The sequence below is a fragment of the Microbulbifer variabilis genome, assembly GCF_052468405.1.
The window spans coordinates 4,109,737-4,134,063 of record NZ_CP174343.1; the positions used below are offsets into that span (position 1 = coordinate 4,109,737).

A 24,327-nucleotide genomic window follows, 5' to 3' on the forward strand; every position below is an offset into this window, starting at 1 on the left:
TATTATCGACGAGTCACCGGTTATTGTTCTGGACTGTTTGAGGTGCTTTTCAGTTTTGGGGCAATATTGCAGTGCGCGCGTCTCTTCTTCAGCGGTATCGATCGTATTTAAGGCAAGGCTAGTGCACCACCCGGAAGTGCCAATCGATAATAAACGTCAGGACATTTACTCATGGCTGCCAAACGAAAAGCTGTCAATCCGGTCGCAGAGCTGGAAGCACAAATTTCCAAGCTCTCTGCAAAACTGGATAAAGCCCGCAATAAAAAAGTCACCGATGCCGGCAAGGCGGTATTAAAAGCCGGAAAAGCTCTGACTTCGGCAAAGGAAAAACTGGCCAAGGCCAAAACCAAGCTTAGCGAAGCCCGCGCCGCGGCTAAAACGGCCAAGACCGCCGCTGCACGAAAACGAGTCGATACCGCCAAAGCCAATGTGGAAAAACTCAATGAAGTATTCCAATTGGCTAAGAGTTCGGCAGCGGAGGCCAAAGATAGTCAATCCCTGGCTAAAGCCGAGCTTAAAGCTGCAGAAGCTGTGCGCAAAATCGCAGCCAGAACAGAAAAAGAGCTCGCTAAGAAGCAACCCAAAGCTAAGAAGGCTCCAGTAGTTAAAAAAACTGCTGGAGCTAAAAAGGCTACAGCAAAAACTGCCACTAAAGCTGTGAAAGCAGCTGGTACTAAAACGAGCAAAAAACCAGGAGCTAAAAAAGCTACTGAAAAGAAAGTTGCTACGAAAAAGGCCAGCGTACGCAAAAGCACTGCAAAAGCTACAAATTCCACTGCGAAGAAAGCCGCTGCCAAACCCGCTAAAGTCAGCACTACTCACAAAGCGACAAAGCCCGCCAGCAAAAAAGCAACCTCAGCCAAAGCTGCTTCAACAGCAAAAGCTTCTGTTGCGGCTAAGCCTAGATCTGAAAAGCCTGTGCAGGCAAAAGGCGGTGACTCCGTTACCGTAGAAAAAGCTCCAAAGGAAGCAAAAGCCTTTGTAGCTACCGAAGAGAAGAAGCCGGTGGAGTCCACACCTCCTAACCCAACTATTACACCAACCACTCCCGCCAACAGCCTGTTCTCCTCGGAAAACCGTAGCAGCGAGTGAGGGCTTCAGGCAATTGATTTACTGCGCCCAGCCGACCAACGCTCTCGATTGGCGGCAAGGGCGCAAACTTAGCAGATTTTTGCCTTATGCGACTCCGTTCTCCAGACAGGTCATGTGAGTTCATCCCACAAACAGGTCCCTGTTAAGCCCGGCGCTTATGGACTGTTGGTTTTTGTCTTACCCAGACTTCTCGATTGTGTCATAAAACTCTCTATCAACTCTGACCAGTAGGCCTGCTCTTTTTGTAGCAGACCATACTGCTGCCCAGCCAGCTCCAGGGCAGGACGATCCCCCGGCCACTCCTCAACGTAGATTTTCCAAAGAGCTGCTAACTGCAAGCGCTCAAGATTCAGCTCATAGCGTTTAAATAAATCATAAATCCGCAGGCTGTGGGGGCGAAAGCGCCCCAGCAAGCGTCGCAGGTGACGAACACTCGTGATTATCCTACGCCTCGGCGCCAGGCCACGATCCGCAACACGCCAACCCTCTTCACTCAGCTGATGACCACAGGCAGTGGCATAGCTCGCCCACAGCATCAAGCACACATCCGCACCTTTTTTATCCTGGCAACTGAGTAGGAATTCCTCCACCTCTTCATGGCGGTAAAATTCCAAGCTGAACTGCCACAGAGGGTTTTCCTGAGCAGAAGATGGAGGTGAACTATTTGTCACGTTAGAATCCCGACCTTTTGTTGATCGGCGCTTATGTAGAGGCGGCGATTGAATTCAAATACGTCGAATAGCCTAGCACCCATCGGCCTGTTCATATGAGGTTTTTCCAGTGATCAATTTGCAAGGTGTCTCCCTGCATCGGGGTGAACGTGACCTGTTGGACAGCGCAGATTGCCGTATATTTCCCGGCCACAAAGTGGGAATTATCGGTGCGAATGGCTGCGGCAAGTCAACCTTATTTAAGCTTTTACTCGGCCAGCTGGAAAGCGATGCAGGTCAGGTAGACCTACCGAGCACCTGGCGTATCTCGCATATGGCCCAGGAAGTTGAAGCCAGTGAACAATCCGCCCTTGATTATGTTCTCGATGGCGATCAAGAGCTTCGCCAACTGCAAAGACAATTGGCCCAGGCGGAAAATAGTGATGATACCGATGGCCATAAGCTGGGAGAGCTGCACGAGCGTATGGCCAGTATCGATGGCTACAGCGGGCCAGCGCGCGCCGCACAGCTGCTCGATGGACTGGGATTTTCCCACGCAGATCAACAGCAGCCAGTACGCAGCTTTTCCGGGGGCTGGCGTATTCGCCTCAACCTGGGGCGGGCGCTGATGTGCCCCGCTGATCTGATGTTGCTCGACGAGCCCACCAACCACCTGGACCTAGATGCAACCCTGTGGCTGGAGCAGTGGTTACAGCGCTTTCCCGGTACCCTGCTGATTATTTCCCACGACCGCGATTTTCTCGATGCGGTCGTCGATGGCATTGTCAGTTTTGAGCAGCAAAAACTGGTGCTCTATAGCGGTAATTACAGCGCCTTCGAGCGCACACGCGCAGAGCGCCTGGCACAGCAACAAATCCAGTTCGAAAAGCAGCAGGCCGAACGTGCGCACATGGAAGACTTTGTGCGGCGTTTCCGCGCCAAAGCGAGCAAGGCCAAACAGGCACAGAGTCGCATTAAGGCACTCGATCGCATGGCCCGGATTGCCCCAGCCCATGTGGACTCCCCCTTTCACTTCACCCTGCCTTCCGCAGAGAAAACCTCCAACCCGCTGATCGATCTGCGCGAAGCGGATATCGGCTATGCCGACAAGGTAGTGGTGAGCAAGGTACAACTGGGTATCCAGCCCGGTCGCCGCATTGGCCTGCTTGGTCCCAACGGCGCAGGTAAATCTTCACTGATCAAAACCCTCGCCGGGGAGCTGCCGCCACTGAGTGGCGAGCGCCAAAGTGGAGAACACCTGGCAATTGGCTACTTTGCCCAGCACCAGCTGGAAGCCCTCGACGGAGCCGCCTCGCCACTATTACACCTGCAACGCTTAAGCCCAAATGCCAGTGAACAATCACTGCGGGATTTCCTAGGTGGCTATGGCTTTGTCGGAGATCGGGTTTTTGAAACCGTCGCTGGTTTTTCCGGCGGCGAGAAGGCGCGCCTGGCGTTGGCTATCCTGGCTTGGCAGAAACCCAATCTGCTATTGCTCGACGAGCCCACCAACCACCTCGATCTAGAGATGCGCCACGCTTTAACCATGGCACTTGCGGAGTTTCCCGGTGCGATGGTTCTGGTTTCCCATGATCGTCATCTGCTTGCCAATACTACCGATGAGTTTATTCTGGTTGCCAATGGCCGCGCTGAACCCTTTAGCGGTGATCTCGATGACTACAAACAGTGGTTGCTGAGCTTTAACCGGGATAAACGGCGCGACGAGAAATTCACCGATAATAACGAAATTCCCGAGAGGTCTGCTGAAGACAAAAGAACACAGCGCCGCGCCGCTGCCGCGCTACGAGAACAGCTAAAGCCTCTTACCAATAAGCTGAAAACGATTGAACGGCAAATCTCTACAGCAGAGAAGAAACTGAACCAGGCTCAGGAAAAGCTTGCAGACGAAAATCTGTATAGCGGCGGCCAGCAGGAGGAAATCTCCCGCCTCAATAAAGTGCAGTCAGAGCAGCGCGAAATTCTTGATACCCTGGAAATGGAGTGGCTTGAAATTTCTGAACAGGTGGAAGAGTTGCGTGGAGAGTAACACCTCTACCCACCTATTCTTACAGCCTTAGAAGGGCACTTTGCCCGGATGATGTACCTGAAACCGCCATCACAATGTTACATCACGGGCATCCCTTATCTGGATGGCACCGCGTAAGGCGGTTTTCCAAAAAAGTGGAAACCGCCAGTTTTTAGCTGCGGATACAACCGTATTCATCCACCGCAATACCAATCGGTGTATTCGGACACTGGTCTATATAGGTAGGTACACCATCAAAGTCTGAGTCGATAGGACAACCGTCAGGCCCCACATCCACACCAACTGGTGTCTGTGGACATTGGTCTGTTGCATCAATCACACTATCGGCATCCTCGTCATACCAAAAATCCGGGTACTCAAGCCACTGATAGCCTACTGCGACACTAGCAAAACCATCTAGGCCACCTTCTTCCACCCCTTGAAAAAGACGTATATCAGCACGTGCCTGCCAACGAGGCCCCAGACTGTACTTCACTCCAATACCCAGATTGACCATAGTCTGGCTATCATGCCAATTGCAAACGTACTTTGGGTAGAGGTGCGTATAAGGGTATTTACGTTTGTACTCACAGTCATACCGATACTTGCCGTCTTTATCCCTGTAATGTTTTTTTGGTGCATCATCGTAGTTAATACGAATTTCGCCAATCCCGAAAGCTACGTAGGGTTGCCAGCAAAAGTCGCCGCAGAACTGGCCACCAAATTGATAAAGCAGATCCAAATGGTAATTGTATACTTCAACCTTTTCAGGAATTTCATCTACATTCACTACAAAGTAATCAACCACTCCCTCCATGGCCCAGTAGTTGGTCATATTGAATCCCAGGCCGCCACCGCCACCAGTGGTGTCCCGCAGTTTTAATCCATGAAAGGGTGTCCCATTTAGTCGGTCACTGTTAAACCAATGTTTACCACCATTGGCGTAGAGATTCAGTGTGCCAACAAAATCAGCAGAGGCCCCTGAACTTGTAAAAAGAAGAGAAAATAAAACGCCATACAAAATTGAAAGAAGCGAGAGACGCTTTCTCATTAGAGACACCGAAATTCCTTTTCGAACCAACCCCCCAAGGCTTTTATTCGAATGGGTACTTAGCAACGAAATCGAATTTATTGGTATATTTTTTAAGTACTCTTAATACGAATTCGTATTTGATGCCTCGCCCAGTATTAGCATCATAGACTGGAAATAGGAAAAGATAGCGATAAGGACAGGAGAGATAACCGATGCCGACGCCAACAATGTAGTGGCATTCATGGCCATTAACAAACAGTACCTTCGGCGGTCCTGAATGCAATATTTTGCCGCTACACAAAACAGTATTGTGCCTGTGAACTGGATAAGTTTTGGCAGGATTGCCTTTTAGAATCTCCGATGTCAGCGAAGATCGGAAACTACCGGGAAAAACTGGCAGATAATTTTGTAGAGACTGCGATATTTCAAAACTGATCACTGGTGGAACGGGTAATATCACCAGTGACCATACTCTCGCTCTAAGTACTAGAGACTATTCTCCACCAGGACCATAAGTGGAACTGACTTCACTCTCTATGCTAGCCACTCGCTGAGCGGGAGCTTCACCGGACAAACGCCGATACACCAAATCCCAAACACCATGGCCCAGGCGCTGGCCTCGACGTTCGAATTTGGTTTCCGGGCGCCACTCGGGCCGCGCAACATAGTCATTGCTGGCAGATGTATTTTCTAACAACTGCTCCGCCTGGAGTACTTCCAACATATGCTCGGCATAGTTCTGCCAGTCTGTCGCCATATGCATCAGCCCGGCGGTTCTTAGTTTGGCACAAATCAAGCGTACAAATTCTGGCTGCACAATGCGACGCTTGTGATGCTTTTTCTTGTGCCAAGGGTCGGGAAAATATAATTGGAACCTGTCCACGATACCCTCACCGATGCAATCGTTGAGAACGTCTACTGCATCAGCCATATAAACACGCAGGTTTTCCAGCCCAGCTTTACCGGCACTATTAATCAACCTGCCGACACCGGGAGGGTGCACCTCGATACCAATAAAATTCTTGTCGGGCTCCGCCTGTGCCATCGCGAACAGGGAGTCCCCCATACCAAAACCAATTTCCAGAACCAGTGGGGCCTCGCGCCCGAAAACTTCACTCGGATTGATAGGACCATCAAACAGGGACAAGCCAAACTGCCCCCAGTAGGTATCAAAAGCGCGGCGCTGCCCTTCAGTCATTCGCCCTGCGCGGATCACGTAACTACGGATGGACTTTTTCTTGTACTCGGTGCGGTAGGGGAACTCTTCCGCGGATTCGTCTTGCATTCTTCACGACCTCTTATGCGAAACGGTTTTCTTATATTCGGGTATTGGGATAAATTGGGCGCCGACTCAAAAATGAATCTGGTCCCGATTATTTGGAGAAATTTGCAGCGGCAATTAACAATGCAACCCAACCGGCAATCATCAGGGTCCCACCAACTGGTGTGACAGGCCCCAGCCACCGCGGCCCTCCAAGGGCGAGGGCGTAGAGACTGCCGGAAAAAAACACTACGCCAAATACAAAGAAAGCTCCGCTCAGGGTGAGTGACAAGTGCACACCCCTGTTCTGGATTAACAGAGCCACGCCAAGCAATGCCAAGGCATGGAGCATCTGGTACTGCACTCCAGTCTTGTAGGCCTCCAATAGGTTCTCTGTCACCTTATCGCGCAGGCCGTGGGCGCCGAAGGCACCCAGGGCAACACCGCTGGCGCCGAACAGTGCGGCGAGCACCAGGTAAAGTTTTGCCATTATTTATCCCTCAACAGTTTCCTTCCTGGTTAGACTCAGGAAATCGATAAATACGGAAATAAAAAAACCGCGCAACTGCGCGGTTTTCTACCGAATGACAAAGATACGGGTTCAGGCCTCCATGGCCGCCCGCACTTTCTTCATGGCATTCTTTTCCAGCTGGCGGATACGCTCAGCGGAAACACCATACTTGTCAGCCAATTCATGCAGCGTGGACTTCTCCTCACTCAACCAGCGTGCCTGGATAATATCGCGGCTGCGCTCATCCAGTTGCTCCATAGCATGGGCGAGGCTACTGAGGTTGGTTTCCTGCCAGTTATCACGCTCCAGCTGGGCGGCTGGGTCGAAACTGCGATCTTCCAGGTAATGCGCCGGTGCCTGCCAGGCAGTATCGTCATCGTCATCTACACCTGCATCGAATGCGGCATCATAAGCAGCGAGACGGCCTTCCATCTCATGGACCTGGGCAACATCCACGTTTAAGTCTTTTGCCACAGCCTTGGCTTCATCATTGCTGAGCCAAGCCAATTTCTTCTTTTGGCCACGCAGGTTAAAGAAGAGCTTGCGCTGCGCCTTGGTGGTGGCGATCTTCACAATACGCCAATTGCGCAGGATAAATTCGTGGATCTCGGCTTTGATCCAGTGAACCGCGAACGAAACCAGGCGCACACCCTTTTCAGGGTTAAAGCGCTTGACGGCTTTCATCAGGCCAACATTACCTTCCTGAACCAGATCGGCCTGATTAAGGCCATAACCGGAGTAGGACTTGGCAATATGCACTACAAAGCGCAGGTGGGACATCACCAGCTGGCGAGCGGCATTAATATCTTCACGATAGTAGAGGTCTTCTGCCAGGCGCTTTTCCTCTTCGGCAGTCAGTACATCAAAGCTACTGACCGTCTGGATATAAGCTCCCAGGTTGGCGCCCGGAGACAGCGTATGCACTGGCTGTAGGCTGGTTCCCATTCAGGTTTCTCCTCTCTTTATTAGTCGACCGGCTCCACCGGCCGCTGTCGTCGAATACTGTTTCCGGCGACAAGCTGGGCTCAGTGTAGCACTTGCACAGGCGGATAAGAAAGTCCGCCGCCAATTGCCGTATTCCGCTGTATTTCGGGCAATTAGAGGGCCGAACAACCCCTGGGGTTCCCACTGCTGCAACAGCTTTACGATTCTTTATGGAACTAACCAGTCAAGTGGGTTCGATAGCCCGAATATGCCGGGTTGCCGCCAGCCAGGCACCCAACAATCCCAAGAGGGCTGCGCCAGCGGTCAGCCCTAAAAAGTAGCTGAATCCAGGGCCTGCTAGAGCGTAGTTACTTCCATAACTGGAAGAAAGGCCTGCAATTGGCCCCGACAACAGCAGTACGCCACCCAGTAACAGCAACCAGGCCAACAACCCGCCACAAAAACCATAGCAGAGCCCGCTGTAGAGAAAGGGCCTGCGCACAAAGGCATTGGTACCGCCCACCAGCTTTACCACCAGAATCTCCTCGCGGCGGCTCTCGATATGTAGACGAATGGTATTGACTACCACCAGGATCACCCCCAGTGCCAACAGGACCGCAAGCCCAGCGGAGAGGCGCTGCCCCAGCTCAGTAAGCTGGGTAAGACGCTGCACCCAAGCTAAATCTAACACCACGGAATCAGTCAGGGCCTGTTGCTGCAAGTTCGCCACCAATATCTGCAACTTGTCATTATCTTGGGTATCCCGTGGGCGCAATAGCAATACCGCTGGTAGAGGGTTCGCATCGAGTCCCGCCAGCACATCACCGAGCCCCGATGCCTGCTCAAACTCAGCCAGCGCCTCTTCCGGGGAGATATAAGTCACTTCGGCTACTGCCGGATCGCTGCGTAGTTTTGCAGCAAAAGATTCCACAGCAGCGTCCCGCGCACCCTTATGCAGGAAAACTGAAATTTGCGGTTGTCCATCCCAACCAGCTACGGCGCGCTGAAAATTCGCTAGCCCCAGTTGCAGGGCAGCAGGTAGGGCTAAAGCTATCGCTATCACCAGTGCAGTCATGATACTAGCCATGGGGGTAGCAAAAAAACGCCGTAGGGATTCCAACGCCACCTCTCTATGATGGCCGAGCCAGCTGCGCCACAAATCGCCAAAATCGGTACGGGCTGCTACTGCCCCGGTACTGCGCGTACGTTTTTCAGCACTGGGATTGGCCTGGCGCTGTGACCTAGACTGGGTTTGCTTCACGGCTCGGAACTCCGTCATAAATCAACTGGCCAGCCTGCAGCGTCAATACTCGCCGACGCATTCGTGCGATCAATTCCAGGTCGTGACTCGCCACCATTACAGTAACGCCCACTGCATTAAAATCCGCGAACAACTGCATAATTTCCTGGGATAGTTGCGGATCAAGGTTACCGGTCGGCTCATCGGCTACCAGAATGGCTGGTTTGTTCACTACAGCGCGGGCTATGCCAACACGCTGCTGTTCACCACCAGACAACATAATGGGGTTTTGCTTTTCCTTGTGCAGGAGGCCCACCTTGTCCAGCGCAGCGCGTACCCGGCGGCCCAGTTCGCGCCTATTACAACCGGCAACTGATAGGGGCAGGGCAATGTTGTCAAACACACTGCGATCAAAGAGAAGTTGGTGGTTTTGGAATACGATGCCCAGGTTGCGGCGATAGTAGGGAACCTGACTATTACGCAGTCGATTGAGGTTTTGCCCGGCAACTAGGATAGTCCCCTTGGTGGGGCGCTCTATAGCAGTAACCAATCTCAGTAGGGTACTTTTGCCTGCACCGGAGTGACCGGTGAGGAACACCATATCCCCGCGGGGAATTTCCAGGCTGATACGCACCAGGGCATCTTGCCCCGATGCATAACGCTTGTTCACATTGTCAAAGGTGATCACGGTTTCTAATTCTTGTTATTCCCTGTGAGGAAAGTCAGGCGGTATCGCGGCCGAACAGTGCCGAAACGAACTCACGTGCCCGGAAAGGCTGAAGATCTTCCGCCTGTTCCCCCACACCGATAAAGCGTACCGGGATGCCGAAACGGCGTGCCAGGGCAAATATCACCCCACCTTTGGCCGTGCCATCTAATTTGGTGAGAACCAACCCGGTAACACCAGCCGCCTCACGGAATTGGGAGGCCTGATTGATTGCATTCTGGCCTGTACCGGCATCGAGTACCAACAGCACTTCATGGGGAGCACTGGGGTCCAGTTTGCCCATCACCCGGCGCACCTTGGCCAGCTCATCCATCAAGTTAGATTTGGTATGCAACCGGCCGGCAGTGTCTGCAATAACTACATCGATGCCGCGGGCCTGAGCTGACTGGACCGCATCAAAGATAACTGATGCGCTGTCTGCACCGGTATGTTGAGCGACAACTGGGACATCGTGGCGCTGGCCCCAAACCTGCAACTGCTCCACAGCAGCAGCGCGGAAGGTATCGCCTGCGGCGAGCATGACCGACTTACCCTCACCGAGAAAGCGATGCGCCAACTTACCGATGGTCGTGGTCTTGCCAACACCATTAACTCCCACCACCAGAATCACATACGGCTTCTTGCCAGTATCAATCATCAGCGGCGCATCGACACTCTCAAGCAGTTCCGCCAGCTCCTGCTGCAGGGCTTGGTACAGGGCATCACCATCGGCAAGCTCGCGACGGGACACGCGCTCAGTCAGGCGCTCAACAATCTCACTGGTAGCCTCAACACCCACATCTGCCATCAGCAACTGGGTTTCCAGCTCTTCAAGTAAATCCTCATCGATTTCCTTGGCACCAAGAAACAGATTGCCCATTCCCTCAACGAACTGATTGCTGGTACGGCTGAGTCCACGGCGAATGCGAGCAAAAAAGCCCTCTTTCTTTTTCTCAACAGGTTTTTCCTGAACCTGTGCAGGTTTCGCTACCGGTTCTGGTACTCGCTCGACAGCGGCTACTTGCTCCGCAACAACCTGCTGCAGCTTGGGTTCAACTTCAGCTTTTTTCTCCGTGACTTCTGCGGGCTTTTGTTCCGCAGTTGATTGTTCGGGAGCTGTGACAGGTTCCTCTCGCCCTACAGCGGTAGGCTTTTCTTCAACTGGGGGAGACACATATCCCGCTAGTTGAGCACCGGTTTCCGAAGTCGAAGGCTCTTTATGGCCTGAGGACTCTTGCTCACTGGAAAGCTCCCCAGAAGCAGCAGCAACTTCCGCATGCTCCTGCTGGGACTCGCTTTGTTCAGGTTTGCGCTTTTTCTTTTTACGCAGGAAATCAAAGATCATTCGTGTATCCGGGTGTACCGCTTGCAGAAAGACGCTAATCTTAGCATCGCTAAGCCCCCAGTAGAGAGTTCCCTTGGCCAGAAGTTCATCACGCAAGCCCACCCCACAACCTCTTTCCCAACTTCGCATCATCGGAGGGCAGTGGCGCGGACGCAAACTGCAGTTCGCACCAGTAGAGGGACTGAGGCCCACGGGCGATCGACTGCGTGAAACCCTATTCAACTGGCTGCAGTTTTATCTGCCAACCGCTCACTGCCTGGATCTATTCGCCGGTTCCGGAGCCCTTGGCCTGGAGGCCTTGTCCCGCGGCGCTGCCTCAGTGGATTTTGTCGAGCTGAATCCCCATGCGGCACGCACCCTCAAGCAGCAACTGCAGTTGCTGGGCGCACAGAGAGCCCAGGTGTATAACTGCGAGGCAGCCGATTTCCTTGCGAGTAGTGATAAGCAATACGATATTGTCTTTATTGACCCGCCGTTTGCCAAAGACCTGTGGCAGGAGAGCTTGAGCGCCCTTGAGGGCCATCTATCTGCGGAGGCATTGATATATATTGAAACCCCTCGCAACACGCCTCCCCCAGTATTGCCAAACTGGCAATTAATCAAAGAAAAACGTGCTGGGCAGGTTTGTATGCGTCTATATAGCGATAGCAGCACTAAACAACGCTCAACTGAATAGCGAGGAGCCAGCGAAATTATATGAATGCATTCGGTTTTGAGCCTTAGCCGTAAATTGTTTACCATTCGCATCCCTTTCGGCCCGCACTAAAAGCCTTGGCGTATGAAAAAAGTCGTCTATCCCGGAACGTTTGATCCAATCACCAATGGCCATCTGGACCTGGTGGAACGGGCCTGCCGCCTGTTTGACCACGTTATCGTTGCTGTGGCCGCCAGCAGTCGCAAAAACCCCTTGTTCACTTTGGATGAGAGGGTAGAGCTGTCCCAGAAGGTACTCGGCCACCTGCCCAATGTGGAAGTTATCGGCTTTGATATTCTGCTGGCCGACCTAGTTCGCCAAGTAGATGCCTACGGCGTACTACGTGGCCTGCGTGCAGTATCCGACTTCGAATACGAGTTCCAGCTGGCAAATATGAACCGGCAGCTGGCGCCGAATATGGAAAGCCTGTTCCTGACACCGGCGGAACATCTTTCCTACATTTCCTCATCTCTGGTGAGAGAAATTGCCTCTTTGAACGGTGATGTCACCAAGTTTGTTCCACCGGCAGTACAGAGCGCACTCCAGGAGAAATTCCGCTAAGCCCGGACCTGGTTATTTCTGGTACACTCAAGCGGATTTTTCCACAATCCGCGGAGTGTGTTGTGCGCTACCTTCTCCTCGCCTTTGCCGTCTTAATGACCCCAGCAATAGCCGACGAGCCGCAACCGGAGATCGATACCGGTCGCAGTGCGATCAAGTCGGCCACAGCCAACACCTATATGGCGGTTACCGCCAATCCACATGCCAGTCGCGCAGCTGAGCAGGTTCTCGCCCAAGGAGGTACCGCTGTGGATGCTGCTATAGCCGCACAAATGGTATTGGGGCTTGTGGAGCCTCAGTCATCAGGTATTGGTGGCGGTGCCTTCATGCTCAGTTATGACGCCGACGACAAAGAACTCCAATACTACGATGGTCGCGAGACAGCGCCCGCTGCAGTCGATGAACATTACTTTATGCACGAGGGTAAGCCCCGCTCATTTATCCGAGCGGTTATTGGTGGCTACTCAGTAGGTGTACCCGGCGTTATCCGCATGCTGGAAATGGCACACAAGCGCGATGGCAAACTCCCATGGGAATCCCTGTTCCAGCCCGCTATCGACTTAGCCGAAAACGGATTTGAGATTTCCCCTCGTCTGCACCAGCTCCTGCTCAGGCTTCCGAGCGTTGCCGCCAGGCCGGCTATCGCCAACTACTTCTTCGACAATGATGGAAAGCCTCTGCCTGTGGGGCACAAGCTGAAGAACCATGATTACGCCCAGACATTGCGAATGATTGCCAAAGGTGGCTCAGATGCGTTTTATCATGGCGAAATAGCCAAGGCTATTGTAGAGGCAGTAAATAACGACCCGGAAAACCCCGGTCTGCTCAGCCTGGAAGATATGGCTACCTATAAAGCCAAGCAGCGTGAGCCCTTATGCTCACTATTCCTCGAATATCGCGTCTGTGGTGCCGATGCTCCCTCCTCAGGGGGTACCACTGTGGGTGGAATATTGGGCATGCTGCAGCAGTTTCCGCTGGACAAGATGGAGGCTGGCGACGACCTTCTCACCCACCTGTTTATTGAAGCCTCCGAGCTGGCATTTGCCGACCGCAATACCTACTCCGCCGATGCGGATTTTGTCAGTGTGCCGAGCAAGCCCCTGGTCTCTCCCGACTACCTAAGCAGTCGCGCTGCCTTGATTGACCCAGATAGCGCCAACACCGCCAAGCCAGGCAATCCCTCGGCCGGTACTAGCAAGCGCACAATGGCCCAGTCACCGGAGATGCCCAACACCAGTCATCTGGTAGTGGTGGACCGCTACGGCAATGGTGTCAGTATGACGACCAGCATCGAGACGGGGTTTGGATCACGTTTACTGGTGAAGGGATTTCTGCTGAACAACCAATTAACCGACTTTTCCTTCACGCCAAGGGATGCCGATGGGAATCTGGTAGCCAACCGTATCCAAGCCGAAAAAAGACCCCGTTCATCCATGTCACCCACTATCGTATTCAACAAGGACGGCAGTATGCGCCTGCTGGTTGGCTCCCCCGGTGGATCCCGCATCATCGACTATACAGCTCGAACCATTCTCTATCATTTGGGTCTGGATATGCCGATCGCAGACGCTATAGCCGCCGGTAATATTGGCGCTATCGGCCGGCGCGTGGAACTGGAACCGGGGTTTTTCAGCAGTGAAACTGTAGAAAAGCTGAAGGCACGCGGACATCAGGTAGTCGAGCGCAATCTCAATAGCGGCATTCATGCAATTGCCCTAAAGGATAAAAAACTCCATGGCGGCGCTGACCCCCGTCGTGAGGGGAGCGCCCTGGGGCACTGATCTCAGGTGGGATACTTAAAAGCCTCTGCACATCAGGGGCTTTTTTCATTGGGCAATTTATCGCTACCAAATTCATAAACCAGCCGCCCCTTGTAATAAGTCCGCAGGATATTGGCTTTGTGGATTTCACTTACAGGAATCTGGAATAGATTACGATCCAGCACAATAAAATCCGCCCACTTATCCTTTTCCAGACTGCCTGTTTCCGATTCCAGCCCATGGGCATAGGCTCCATTTATAGTAAAAGTCTCAAGCATCACCTCCAGAGGGATATTGCGCTCTACCCCGGATTGAATCCCAAACAGTGGACTACTCTCCCTACCTGAAGACAATACATACCCAGAAACCAAAGTAACGCCTTCCGGAAAAAAATGTTTACTATTTTCTACATTGAAATTTTTTTTCTGTAGCGGAATTTTGCTCGGATGAACTACCGCTACAATTTTACCCTTTGCAAATTTCTGTAATTCATCGGCATCGGCAATCGTGGCATTGAAGATACTGTTACGCGGGTTTCTTTTTTTGGCCATATCTCCCAGCTGCAAGAGAACTCCTAAAGCCAACTCAGTGCCAACGCGATTATGCACGTAAAGTTGTACAGGGAAATTATGAATATTTGCTCGCTCTACTAGCTGTATTATTGCCGGTAATTTTCCAGTTTCTGAACTATGGCCAACTGCATTCGGAGAGACAGGGGTACTGATACTGACAGAACCTATACGAAAATCTTCACCGGAATACCGTTTGGTAAGAGCCTGTAGCGTCCTAAACTGTGCTGCTGTCATATCAGGCAAAACAGTAAATGAGCTTCTTACCCGCAAGTCCAATGGTTCTAGATCTGAAAATTTATCCAGAATCGTCATTAATTTTCCACCGCTAACCAAAGGGGTATTGGTCTCATAAAGTGTTGTCACACCCCAACTGGGGGCCAGACTATTTATACGTAAAATATCCTTATGGTAATCTGTCGAACGCTTATCTGGGATCAATTTCTGCAATAGTTCTGTCGCACCTCGGCCACGCAATAAGCCTATTGCGATACCATCCTCATTTTTAGCAATAAATCCATTTAGTGGATTTTTCGTATCGTTATCAATACCGGCGGCAGCGAGCCCTTCGGAATTTGTCCAGATACTCGTTCCGTCAGCAGAAACCAGAATAATAGGAATTAAATCATTTATTTGATCGAGAATTTCTTTATGAATTTTATGGTCTGAAAATGCTTGTGGGCGCCATCCTGAACCAACCACAACCTGTTGATCCGGGTTTTCCTGGATATAAACTTCTACCGCCCGCCGGTAATCATCAACCGTATTTCCCGCGTGCAAATCAATGCCAAATGCCGATCCGGCAATTTTTGCTCCCTGAATAAACCCTGGTAAGATCAGTTTTCCCTGTAGGTTCTCAACCTTTGTATCTGGCCCAATGTATTTTTTTGCACCCTGTGCATCGCCAATGTAAACAATATACCCATCCCTGATAACCATGGCCGAGGCAACGGAACGGGATTTATCCAGTGTATAGATATAAGCATTTTCCAAAATCAGCTGAGCAGGAACTAGGCTGGAACTATTCTGTGGAATAGCTTCACCGCAGGACAGCAAAGAAAAACAATATAAAATCAAAACCAAACGCTTCATACGAGCTTCCTTTTTCAGAGGCACCCCAGTCAATCCACGGAAAGTAATTGGCTTTAAAAATAAGCGGCTCGAAAATATTTTTTTGAAATATATGCAACTGTCTTTTATAGGTAAATGTAACAGCCAGTCCAGCACATATAACCCATGGCACTGTCGTAATTGTAGAAAAGGAGAAGCTTTTATGAGCAAGCTTAAGTCCACAACCAGTGATAGCCAAAAGAGCCACTGGTACAGGGCCCCAGGCCGCACTCAAGAAAAACGCCTATCAGATTAACCATGACGATGGTAAAAAAAGCAGTGGCAACAGATTTTTCCACAAAACTGAAACGACGTGGCGCAAAATTGCGCTGGGAAAATCCTAGCATCATGGCAACCCCTGAATAAGCTAGAAGCCCGAAAAAGGCAACAGCTGACCAGGTATAAAGGTGCAGGCCAAAGAAAGCTTCACCAAAGCCCGGGTTGCCAGGAAGGATATGCAGTAGCACTTGTCGCCCAGCCACAGCTAAACCGGCAAGCCCTGATAGTATGACCATTCCATAATGTACAGGTCGCACACCAAAGCGCAGGTTCATCAGCAGTCCAATACCCACCATAGTAAAAGCCACCCTCTGCAGTAAGCATAGAGGGCAGGGTGGCTGATGGAAAAACAGCTCCACGAGGAAAGCAAACCACAATGCCACTGTAATCAGTAACAGAAGCAGGGCGTCGAACCTTCGCACCGTATACACCATGGCGAGCCCCTTTGAGGCCTATTCTTAGAAGGAAAGGTGTAGCTTAGTAGTCCAATGATATGCGAACCAGGCAAGATAAATTGCCAAGGTCACGAGCCACCAGCCAATTGCCGCCCGCGGGTGTCCACTCCAGATGTACCATGCTGACAGTAAGGTGGTGATAAATGGCAATAACATTACCACGGACTATCTCCGTAGACGGCGATAGCTTGATATTAGTATTGCCGTAGACAGTTCCCCAGATTTACTGCAAATTAACGCTGGCAGCTGGAACAGAAGAAAGTGTTTCTCTGGCCCAAAACCATGTCCCGCACCGCTCGTCCACACGAGGGACAAGGCTCACCTGCACGGCCATAAACATTGAGCTGCTGGGCGAAATAGCCCGGCTTTCCATCGCCTCCAATGAAATCCCGCAAGGTCGTTCCGCCCTGGGCGATTGCCTGACTCAGAACCTGCTTTATGGATTTGGCCATGCGCTGGTATCGGGCTTTGGAGATGGAACCGGCCTGTCGGTCGGGGCGAACCCCCGCTAGGTATAGGGATTCACTAGCGTAAATATTGCCCACCCCCACAACGATACGGCCATCCATAATGAAGGTTTTAACCGACTGCTTACGCTTTCGCGAAGCTTCAAACAAATAGTCACCACAAAATTCTTCTGAGAGAGGCTCGGGACCCAGGTGGCTGAGCAAATCATGAGTCAGTGGGTCCGCCGCCGTCCACAGCAATGCACCAAAACGGCGCGGGTCGCGGTAACGCAGTGTGAGACCGCTATCCAGGCGCCAATCGATATGATCATGCTTTTCCGGTGCCAGTGCAGGCTCAACCATACGCAGACTGCCAGACATACCCAAGTGCCAGATAGCGCAGCCTTTGTCAGTATGCACCAGTAGGTACTTAGCCCGGCGCTCCAGCTTCAGTATTCGGGCATTTCGAATACGACGTTCAAAGTCTGCGTCCACAGTCCAGCGCAATTGGTGCTGACGCACCTTTGCGGAGCGAATTTTGTGCCCTTCCAAGTGAGGTTTCAGACCTCTGAGAGTGGTTTCTACTTCCGGGAGCTCTGGCATCGTCTGGAATACCCTGTCTAAACTGGCTGCTCAATTTCCACAACGCACAAAAAAGCCCGGTTAAAACCGGGCTTTCTGTACAGTAGCGGTAGGCAATTACTTAATTTTGCCTTCCTTGTACATCACATGCTTACGTACAACGGGATCGTACTTTTTGATCTCCATCTTCTCGGGCATGTTGCGCTTGTTCTTGGTAGTGGTGTAGAAGTGGCCAGTACCGGCGCTGGAATTCAGACGAATCTTCTCACGCATTGCTCTATCTCCAATCTATTAGCTGGGTTACAGCTGTTACACTTTTTCGCCGCGGGCGCGCAGCTCAGTCAGGACAGCGTCGATACCTTTCTTATCGATAACGCGCATGCCTTTTGCGGAAACACGCAGTTTCACGAAGCGCTTCTCGGACTCAACCCAGAAACGGTGACTGTGCAGATTTGGCACGAAGCGACGCTTGGTGCGGTTCTTAGCGTGGGATACATTGTTTCCGGTGACCGGACGCTTACCGGTTACCTGACATACCTTGGACATCTGTTGGCCTCTTCAAAACGCTTGTGCCCGCATAGCGCCAATCCTGAAGAGGAAAAGGTAGTGCGGGAACATAAAAATCGGGATTCTAATCCGGTTCCTGGATGGCGGCGGAACCTGTGCAGAATCTGGCCCGGCCGCAAAGAGCGGCGTTTTATACCAAAAGAGCCCGTAGGGAGCAAGTTTTGTACAGCAGTTCTGCGCCGATCACGGCATCTTTACAGAAGCCCCTGCTCGGCAAAGGATAAAGCCTTGTCCTCGCCAACGATTAAGTGATCTAGAACTTTAATATCGACCAGCTCCAAGGCCTGTACCAAGCGCTCAGTGATCCATATGTCCGCTTGGCTGGGCTCACAGATGCCAGAGGGGTGATTATGCGCCAGGATTAGCGCTGCCGCATTGCGATGCAGAGCCGTCTGTACCACCTCACGGGGATAGACACTGGCAGCATTGAGCGTTCCCTCAAACAGCTCCTCAAAAGCAATCACACGATGCTGGGTATCCAGGTACAGGCAGCAGAATACTTCCCGTCGGCGGTGGCGCAGCTGCATCGCTAAATAGTCTCGCACTGCAGCCGGGCTGCACAGTGCGCTCCCCTGGCTCACAGTCTCCGCCAAATGGCGCTTTGCCATTTCCAACGCCGCTTGCAGCAGGACAAACTTGGCATCCCCCAATCCGCGCGCGCGACAAAACTGGTCCCTATCCACTTCTAGCAGCGCTCGTAGACCGCCAAACTCAGTCAGTAGACTGCGTGCCAAATCCACCGCCGAAACCCCTGGCAAACCCACACGCAGGAATATGGCCAACAACTCCGCGTCCGACAACGCTGCGGCACCTCGCGCCAACAACTTCTCCCGAGGCCTTTCAGCCTCCGGCCAATCCTTGATTTTCATATCCACTTCCCAGCCTTTCCTGGCAGCCTTTTTCTGTGAACCCTCTCACCAACTCACCCCAAACGCGATTTTCGTGTCTATTCTCCGCCTTATAAGTACGGACGCAGAAATGCTAATCTAACCCGCTCGCATATATTCGGAAACTGTATCTATGTCCCCCCTTACCAATAAACGCATTCTTTTGGGTATCAGTGGCGGTATCGCCGCATACAAAAGCGCCGACCTGGTACGCCGTCTGAAAGATCGCGGTGCCGAGGTAAGGGTGGTTATGACTGCCGGAGCCCAAAAATTTGTGCAGCCCCTGACTTTCCAGGCTCTGTCTAGCAACCCTGTTCACTCTGACCTGTTGGACCCTGCCGCTGAAGCAGCCATGGGGCATATTGAGCTGGCCAAGTGGGCCGAGCTAATCCTGATTGCACCCGCAAGCGCCCAGGTGATGGCGAAACTCACCTGCGGCATGGCCGATGATCTGCTCAACACCCTGTGCCTGGCCAGTGAGGCACCCCTGGCGCTAGCACCCGCGATGAATCAGGCCATGTGGCGCCACCCCGCTACAACAGCCAATGCGAAAACTCTGCGCGACCGCGGAGTTCACTTATGGGGTCCAGCGGCCGGCAGTCAAGCCTGTGGAGATGTAGGGCCGGGGCGCATGCTCGAGCCCGCAGAGTTAGTACTACAGGCGGAAACTATGTTCGGCAGTAGCGACTGCCTGCAAGGCAAAAACGTAGTCATCACCGCTGGTCCAACCCGCGAAGCACTGGACCCGGTACGCTATCTGAGCAACCACAGTTCCGGCAAAATGGGGTTCGCACTAGCCAAGGCCGCTCAACGGGCCGGCGCCCAGGTGACATTGATTGCCGGGCCGGTAAACTTGGCCACTCCGGCCCATGTTAAGCGCGTCGACGTTGTCGACGCACGAGAAATGCGCGCTGCTGCCGAGCGCGCAGCGGACCTCTGTGACATCTTTATCAGCGCTGCCGCTGTTGCAGATTTTCGTCCAGCCGCCGCCGCCGAGCAAAAAATCAAGAAGCAGGAAGACCATGATGAAAGCTCTATTGCCCTGATTAAAAACCCCGATATCGTTGCCGGTATCGCTGCACGCGTGGAACGACGCCCATTTACGGTTGGCTTTGCCGCAGAGACCCAACAGGTGGAGCAGTATGCACGGAGTAAGCTGCAGCGAAAAAATCTAGATATGATAATTGCCAATGATGTAAGCCGCGCAGATAGCGGTTTTAACAGCGACCACAACGCGGTCACAGTGATAGATCGAAATGGCAGCGATACTCTACCGCCAGCCTTGAAGACCGATCTGGCCAGGCAGCTTATAGAAATAATTGCCACCAAGGCACAACAGTAAAAAATCTCGGACAGGAATATCTGTGGTTTCCAAGAACAACAGTCAACGCAATTCAGCATTGCACAAAGGACTACTACTACCTTCCCTACTGGCCGCAGTAGCCTGGCTCTGTGGAGCCTATTTAGTCATTGAACATCTGGTCAAACCCCATAACCGTTCCCAGGTGGCCAAGGCGGCTGAAAAACAGGGAGAAACATTAGCTCAGGTAATTCAACAGCAACTGATCGAGCGTTCTCGGCGCCTGCAAAAAATCAGTGCGTTACAGACGCCGGCTGCCACTCTTCTCAATACTGCCGAACTGCCAGAGCAATCGAGGGTACAGGTATTTAGCAGCGCGCAGATTCAGGTCGGAGCCGGCTCAGACCCGAGTCTCAATTTCGCCCTGGTAGATCTGCTCAAACGAACCCGATTGGACGCACAGCAACCCCTGGAAATACTGCGCACAGGCTCCGATAACAGCTGGCAATTACACAACGTCATCAACCTAAGTAGCGAGCAACTGCTGGTAAGCCAACCCTTTACCGTAATAGAAAGCACTCTGGATGACCTTGATAAGGGTCAGGGACAAATTCAGCTCACCCAGAAATTTCCCGATGGGGCTGCACAAACTCTATGGAGCAGCGGGCAGGGTGGGAGCTATACCTCCACTGTGGATATTCAGGGAAGCTATCTGCATGTGAAATTTAGCCCTTCCACTACATTCACCGAACAATACAGCCTGTCGACGCTTTGGATTTATCTCGGTGCCGGTGCCGGCCTGCTGGTTACACTGCTGCTATTGATACGCTTTCTTCCACAAGACACTCGCGCTCCCTGGGAACGCAGCCAAAGAAACACAAAAGACAGCGAGAGGACGAGTAAACTTGGAGAAATAGAGGGTGAGGCCCCACAGCAGGATGGTTCCCTGCCCCAGAGCCTGGCCGCGGCCCCCAGTATCGCTCCACAGGCCACCGAGCAAAGCCATGCAGAAAATACCCCTAAAGAAGTGAACAAGCCGCACTCCTCTCTGGGCACCGAGTTTCCCGCGCACGTATTTCGCGCATACGACATTCGCGGTATTGCCGGCGATGAGATCAACGAGCCTTTCGCATACCAGCTTGGGCGCGCTCTCGGTACCCTAGCCCTACACGCAGGGGAGCATATTCTGCTTGTGGGACGCGATGGCCGAAATAGCAGTGAACTGCTCAGTAATTGTCTGATGGAAGGTATTCTCGATACCGGCTGTAACAGTGTTGACCTGGGCTTGGTCCCATCACCTTTACTCTATTACGCTTGCGCAAAAGGCAAGAACACCACCAGTGGAGTTATAGTAACCGCCAGCCACAACCCCGCCGAATACAATGGATTCAAGATTATACTCAAGGGCCGCCCTCTGGCCGAGGAGAAGCTCCAGGGGCTTTACCAGCTAATGAAAAAGGGCCCTTTCAAGGATGGAGAAGGCAGTAACCGCGAGCAGGATATCAAAGACAAGTATATCGATGAGATCTTCAACAATGTAGCGCTCGCCGGGCAGCCTCACCTAGTAGTGGACGCGGGCAACGGCGCTACTTCCCTACTGGCCCCGCGCCTGTTCGAGCAACTGGGCTGTGCAGTAACACCAATATTCTGCGAAGTGGATGGGAACTTCCCCAACCACCCGCCAGATCCTTCGCGCCCGGAAAACCTCCAGGCTCTGATAGATAAAGTCGCTGAGGCCGGAGCGGACTTGGGCGTGGCTCTCGATGGCGACGGCGATCGGGTTACCCTGGTATCCAGCAGTGGACGTATCGCCTGGGCCGACCAACTGGTTATGTTGTTAGCCAGGGATATTCTCGGCAGGCACCCCGGTGAAAGCATTGTCTTTGATGTGAAAAGCAGTCGCAGCCTGGCGCAATTGGTCAGCCAATATGGAGGCCGACCGGTAATGTGGAAAACAGGCCATGCCCCGATGAAAACCAAAATGCTGGAAACCAAAGCCATTCTTGGTGGCGAATTATCCGGGCATATTTTCATCAAGGATCGTTGGTTTGGCTTTGATGATGGTATTTACGCGGCTGCGCGCATCCTGGAAATTATGGCACTACGTGAACAGAGCCTCGACGAGTTGCTGGACACCCTACCCAAAATGCAAAGTACCCCAGAAATCCTGTTACCTGTGGCGGAGCAGGAAAAATTTGCCCTGATTGAAAAGTTACGCGAGCAGGGGGGCTTTACCGGTGCGGACGTCAATACTATCGATGGCTTGCGAATAGAGTTCAACGATGGCTGGGGACTGGTGCGGGCCTCCAATACTACTAGCGTTTTAACCCTTCGTTTTGAAGCTGAAAATGAAGAGGCTCTAGAACGTATTCGCAAACAGGTTATGGATCAGCTCAAAAAAATCGATCCCACTATTACCGTGCCTAACTGGCAGCTTCTCGACTGACGAGTATAAATTGACCTGAATATACTGCGGCACAGATAAGTGCCGCTGCCGACCGGCGGTCGGTATGTTTATATCCACAACATATCCGCGTACCTGCGCGGCACTCTCGGCATAGATTGGGCGGCAGGAGAATTCCGCTCAAACGTGCCTTACTCCAAAGGAATTTCCATGTCCCTCGATAAAAAGTCCGCACTGCGTGTTGCCCAGGTCCTGAATGAGGCATTGCCTTATATCCAGCAATTTACCAGCAAGACTGTTGTAGTGAAGTTTGGCGGAAATGCCATGGTGGACAGGGAGCTTCAGAACAGCTTTGCCCGGGATATTATCCTGATGAAGCTGGTTGGTATGAACCCCGTGGTGGTACACGGCGGCGGTCCGCAAATTGGTCAGCTCCTGAACAAACTGAGTATCGAATCCCGTTTTGTCGATGGTATGCGCATCACTGACAGCGAAACCATGGATGTGGTGGAAATGGTGTTAGGCGGCACCGTCAATAAACAAATTGTCAACTTGATCAACCATAACGGCGGCCGTGCTGTGGGTGTCACCGGTAAGGATGGCTTATTAATCAAGGCACGCAAACTCACCAGGAAAAATGAGAGCGCCGGCCTGCATGCCTCGGAGATTATCGACATCGGCCAGGTGGGCGAGGTAGAAAAGGTCAATACCGATGTTATTGATATGTTGATTCACAGCGATTTTATTCCGGTAATCGCTCCAATTGGGGTCGACAAGGATGGTATTTCATACAATATCAATGCGGACTTGGTCGCCGGTAAAATTGCCGAATGTCTAAAAGCAGAAAAACTGATGCTACTCACCAACGTATCGGGCCTTAAAGATAAAAAGGGAGAGGTACTGACCGGTTTGAGTACACCGCAGGTAGAAGGCTTAATTGCAGACGGTACAATTCACGGCGGCATGCTGCCCAAAATTGCCTGCGCATTGCATGCTGTTAAAGCCGGCGTGACCTCGGCACATATTATCGATGGCAGGGTACCCCATGCGGTATTGCTGGAAATCTTCACAGATACCGGCGTTGGCACCCTAATTACCAACAATGACGCATAAAGCGGACACACAATCGTCCTTGGCAATTGAAGACAGCCGAGCGAATCGGTAGGATTCCGCCGCCGCAATATTAAGGCAACAAGAGCAAAAACCACCGTCCGCTCCCCAAGCGGACTAAAGGCAGTCAATGAGCAGCGAAAAAATCAATCGGCGTCAACAGATCCTGGAAGCTCTGGCACATATGCTGGAAGCCAGTCCCGGCGCACGTATTACAACTGCAGCCCTGGCCAAGGAAGTCGGCTTCTCAGAAGCGGCGCTTTATCGCCATTTCCCAAGTAAATCAAAAATGTTTGAAGGTCTTATCGAATTTATCGAGGAGACAGTTTTCACACGCATTGCAATGATTTTGCAGGAGGAGCCCTCAGCCCTGAACCGTTGCCAGAAAATTCTGCACCTTCTTCTGGCTTTCTGTGAGCGCAATCCGGGTATAACCCGCCTCCTCACTGGCGATGCACTGACAGGCGAAACTGAGCGATTACACGGGCGTATCCTGCAGCTATTCGATCGCCTGGAGACCCAGATCCGGCAAATTCTGCGCGAGGCAGAGCTTCGCGAACACCTCCGCCCAACTCTGCCCCTGGGCGGTGCCGCCAATCTGTTACTGGCCAGTGCCGAAGGCCGTATCGTGCAATACGTACGCAGCGGCTTCAAGCGCAAGCCTACAGAATACTGGGCTGAGCAATGGCCGGTCTTAACCTCGGGGTTTTTCCGTGAGACAGTGGCTGCAGCTCGCTAAATAGCTGCAGCCAAGCCACGGAATAATTTAGAAAAATGACGCCGGTTGGAGCCTGAGGATAAAACTCACTGAGCAA

The 24,327-nt window shown here is 52.2% G+C and carries 24 protein-coding genes; 9 read left to right on the forward strand and 15 right to left on the reverse strand.

The annotated features are described in order from the left end of the window. Positions 1-171: 171 nt before the first annotated feature. Entirely contained in the window at positions 172-1,092 is a 921-nt protein-coding gene (locus ACJJJB_RS18635; RefSeq protein WP_020414000.1) for a hypothetical protein, read from the forward strand. Between the two features lie 155 nt (positions 1,093-1,247). Here the strand turns inward: ACJJJB_RS18635 and ACJJJB_RS18640 are convergent, their stop codons facing one another. Then, the gene (locus tag ACJJJB_RS18640; RefSeq protein ID WP_445365299.1) at positions 1,248-1,763 is read right to left on the reverse strand and encodes a TIGR02444 family protein; all 516 of its coding nucleotides are present in this window, start codon (positions 1,761-1,763) and stop codon (positions 1,248-1,250) included. Positions 1,764-1,872: 109 nt separating this feature from the next. On the opposite strand from ACJJJB_RS18640, the gene ACJJJB_RS18645 reads away from it, so the two are divergent. Beyond that, positions 1,873-3,789 (forward strand): ATP-binding cassette domain-containing protein, encoded by a 1,917-nt coding sequence (locus ACJJJB_RS18645; RefSeq protein ID WP_353375885.1) that lies wholly within the window; start codon positions 1,873-1,875, stop codon positions 3,787-3,789. Positions 3,790-3,940: 151 nt separating this feature from the next. On the opposite strand, the gene ACJJJB_RS18650 is transcribed toward ACJJJB_RS18645, so the two are convergent. The 7 genes from ACJJJB_RS18650 to ftsY all read right to left on the reverse strand — a co-directional run bounded on the left by ACJJJB_RS18650 (position 3,941) and on the right by ftsY (position 10,488). Continuing rightward, positions 3,941-4,819, reverse strand: coding sequence for an outer membrane beta-barrel protein (locus ACJJJB_RS18650; protein WP_020413996.1), 879 nt, complete (start codon positions 4,817-4,819; stop codon positions 3,941-3,943). A 475-nt stretch (positions 4,820-5,294) separates the two neighbouring features. Beyond that, positions 5,295-6,086 (reverse strand): tRNA (guanosine(46)-N7)-methyltransferase TrmB, encoded by a 792-nt coding sequence (gene trmB / locus ACJJJB_RS18655; protein ID WP_445365300.1) that lies wholly within the window; start codon positions 6,084-6,086, stop codon positions 5,295-5,297. 88 nt (positions 6,087-6,174) lie between these two features. Continuing rightward, positions 6,175-6,552: a DUF423 domain-containing protein gene (locus ACJJJB_RS18660; protein ID WP_444945935.1), complete on the reverse strand. Its 378-nt coding sequence runs from the start codon at positions 6,550-6,552 to the stop codon at positions 6,175-6,177. A gap of 111 nt (positions 6,553-6,663) precedes the next feature. Then, positions 6,664-7,518 (reverse strand): RNA polymerase sigma factor RpoH, encoded by an 855-nt coding sequence (gene rpoH / locus ACJJJB_RS18665; RefSeq protein ID WP_020413993.1) that lies wholly within the window; start codon positions 7,516-7,518, stop codon positions 6,664-6,666. A 223-nt stretch (positions 7,519-7,741) separates the two neighbouring features. Next, complete coding sequence (gene ftsX / locus ACJJJB_RS18670) at positions 7,742-8,758, reverse strand: permease-like cell division protein FtsX (RefSeq protein ID WP_020413992.1); 1,017 nt, start codon at positions 8,756-8,758, stop codon at positions 7,742-7,744. Further along, a complete protein-coding gene (gene ftsE / locus ACJJJB_RS18675) occupies positions 8,739-9,425 on the reverse strand; it encodes a cell division ATP-binding protein FtsE (protein ID WP_020413991.1) in 687 nt (228 codons plus the stop codon). The genes ftsX and ftsE overlap by 20 nt, the downstream gene beginning before the upstream one ends. A 34-nt stretch (positions 9,426-9,459) precedes the next feature. Next, positions 9,460-10,488 carry a signal recognition particle-docking protein FtsY gene (gene ftsY / locus ACJJJB_RS18680; protein WP_211214942.1) on the reverse strand — a complete coding sequence of 343 codons (1,029 nt, stop codon included), beginning with the start codon at positions 10,486-10,488 and terminating at the stop codon, positions 9,460-9,462. 373 nt (positions 10,489-10,861) lie between these two features. Here ftsY and rsmD point away from each other — a divergent pair, with 373 nt between their 5' ends. The 3 genes from rsmD (at position 10,862) to ggt (ending at position 13,824) form a co-directional block, all read left to right on the forward strand. After that, positions 10,862-11,464, forward strand: coding sequence for a 16S rRNA (guanine(966)-N(2))-methyltransferase RsmD (gene rsmD, locus ACJJJB_RS18685; protein WP_020413989.1), 603 nt, complete (start codon positions 10,862-10,864; stop codon positions 11,462-11,464). A gap of 102 nt (positions 11,465-11,566) precedes the next feature. Then, entirely contained in the window at positions 11,567-12,043 is a 477-nt protein-coding gene (gene coaD / locus ACJJJB_RS18690; protein WP_020413988.1) for a pantetheine-phosphate adenylyltransferase, read from the forward strand. Positions 12,044-12,105: 62 nt separating this feature from the next. Beyond that, positions 12,106-13,824, forward strand: a complete 1,719-nt coding sequence (gene ggt / locus ACJJJB_RS18695) for a gamma-glutamyltransferase (RefSeq protein WP_444945933.1) — start codon at positions 12,106-12,108, stop codon at positions 13,822-13,824. Positions 13,825-13,856: 32 nt separating this feature from the next. On the opposite strand, the gene ACJJJB_RS18700 is transcribed toward ggt, so the two are convergent. The 7 genes from ACJJJB_RS18700 to radC form a co-directional block, all read right to left on the reverse strand. Next, a complete protein-coding gene (locus ACJJJB_RS18700) occupies positions 13,857-15,665 on the reverse strand; it encodes an amidohydrolase (protein WP_445365301.1) in 1,809 nt (602 codons plus the stop codon). Then, positions 15,656-16,195, reverse strand: a complete 540-nt coding sequence (locus ACJJJB_RS18705; protein ID WP_282952091.1) for a disulfide bond formation protein B — start codon at positions 16,193-16,195, stop codon at positions 15,656-15,658. Before ACJJJB_RS18705 ends, ACJJJB_RS18700 begins: the two co-directional genes overlap by 10 nt. A gap of 24 nt (positions 16,196-16,219) precedes the next feature. Then, entirely contained in the window at positions 16,220-16,372 is a 153-nt protein-coding gene (locus ACJJJB_RS18710) for a DUF5993 family protein (protein ID WP_282953647.1), read from the reverse strand. Between the two features lie 77 nt (positions 16,373-16,449). Continuing rightward, on the reverse strand, positions 16,450-17,265 hold the full coding sequence (gene mutM / locus ACJJJB_RS18715; RefSeq protein ID WP_020413984.1) for a bifunctional DNA-formamidopyrimidine glycosylase/DNA-(apurinic or apyrimidinic site) lyase: 816 nt from the start codon (positions 17,263-17,265) through the stop codon (positions 16,450-16,452). Positions 17,266-17,361: 96 nt separating this feature from the next. Continuing rightward, complete coding sequence (gene rpmG, locus ACJJJB_RS18720) at positions 17,362-17,517, reverse strand: 50S ribosomal protein L33 (RefSeq protein ID WP_020413983.1); 156 nt, start codon at positions 17,515-17,517, stop codon at positions 17,362-17,364. Positions 17,518-17,553: 36 nt separating this feature from the next. Further along, positions 17,554-17,790 carry a 50S ribosomal protein L28 gene (rpmB, locus tag ACJJJB_RS18725; protein ID WP_020413982.1) on the reverse strand — a complete coding sequence of 79 codons (237 nt, stop codon included), beginning with the start codon at positions 17,788-17,790 and terminating at the stop codon, positions 17,554-17,556. A gap of 215 nt (positions 17,791-18,005) precedes the next feature. Then, on the reverse strand, positions 18,006-18,680 hold the full coding sequence (gene radC / locus ACJJJB_RS18730) for a RadC family protein (RefSeq protein WP_282952090.1): 675 nt from the start codon (positions 18,678-18,680) through the stop codon (positions 18,006-18,008). Positions 18,681-18,831: 151 nt separating this feature from the next. On the opposite strand from radC, the gene coaBC reads away from it, so the two are divergent. From coaBC to slmA, 4 genes are all read left to right on the forward strand, one after another. Next, entirely contained in the window at positions 18,832-20,040 is a 1,209-nt protein-coding gene (coaBC, locus tag ACJJJB_RS18735) for a bifunctional phosphopantothenoylcysteine decarboxylase/phosphopantothenate--cysteine ligase CoaBC (protein WP_445365302.1), read from the forward strand. 22 nt (positions 20,041-20,062) lie between these two features. Next, positions 20,063-22,444 (forward strand): phosphomannomutase/phosphoglucomutase, encoded by a 2,382-nt coding sequence (locus ACJJJB_RS18740; protein ID WP_445365303.1) that lies wholly within the window; start codon positions 20,063-20,065, stop codon positions 22,442-22,444. A gap of 168 nt (positions 22,445-22,612) precedes the next feature. Continuing rightward, positions 22,613-23,515 (forward strand): acetylglutamate kinase, encoded by a 903-nt coding sequence (argB, locus tag ACJJJB_RS18745; RefSeq protein WP_282953646.1) that lies wholly within the window; start codon positions 22,613-22,615, stop codon positions 23,513-23,515. 127 nt (positions 23,516-23,642) lie between these two features. Further along, entirely contained in the window at positions 23,643-24,251 is a 609-nt protein-coding gene (gene slmA / locus ACJJJB_RS18750; RefSeq protein ID WP_020413977.1) for a nucleoid occlusion factor SlmA, read from the forward strand. Positions 24,252-24,327: the final 76 nt, after the last annotated feature.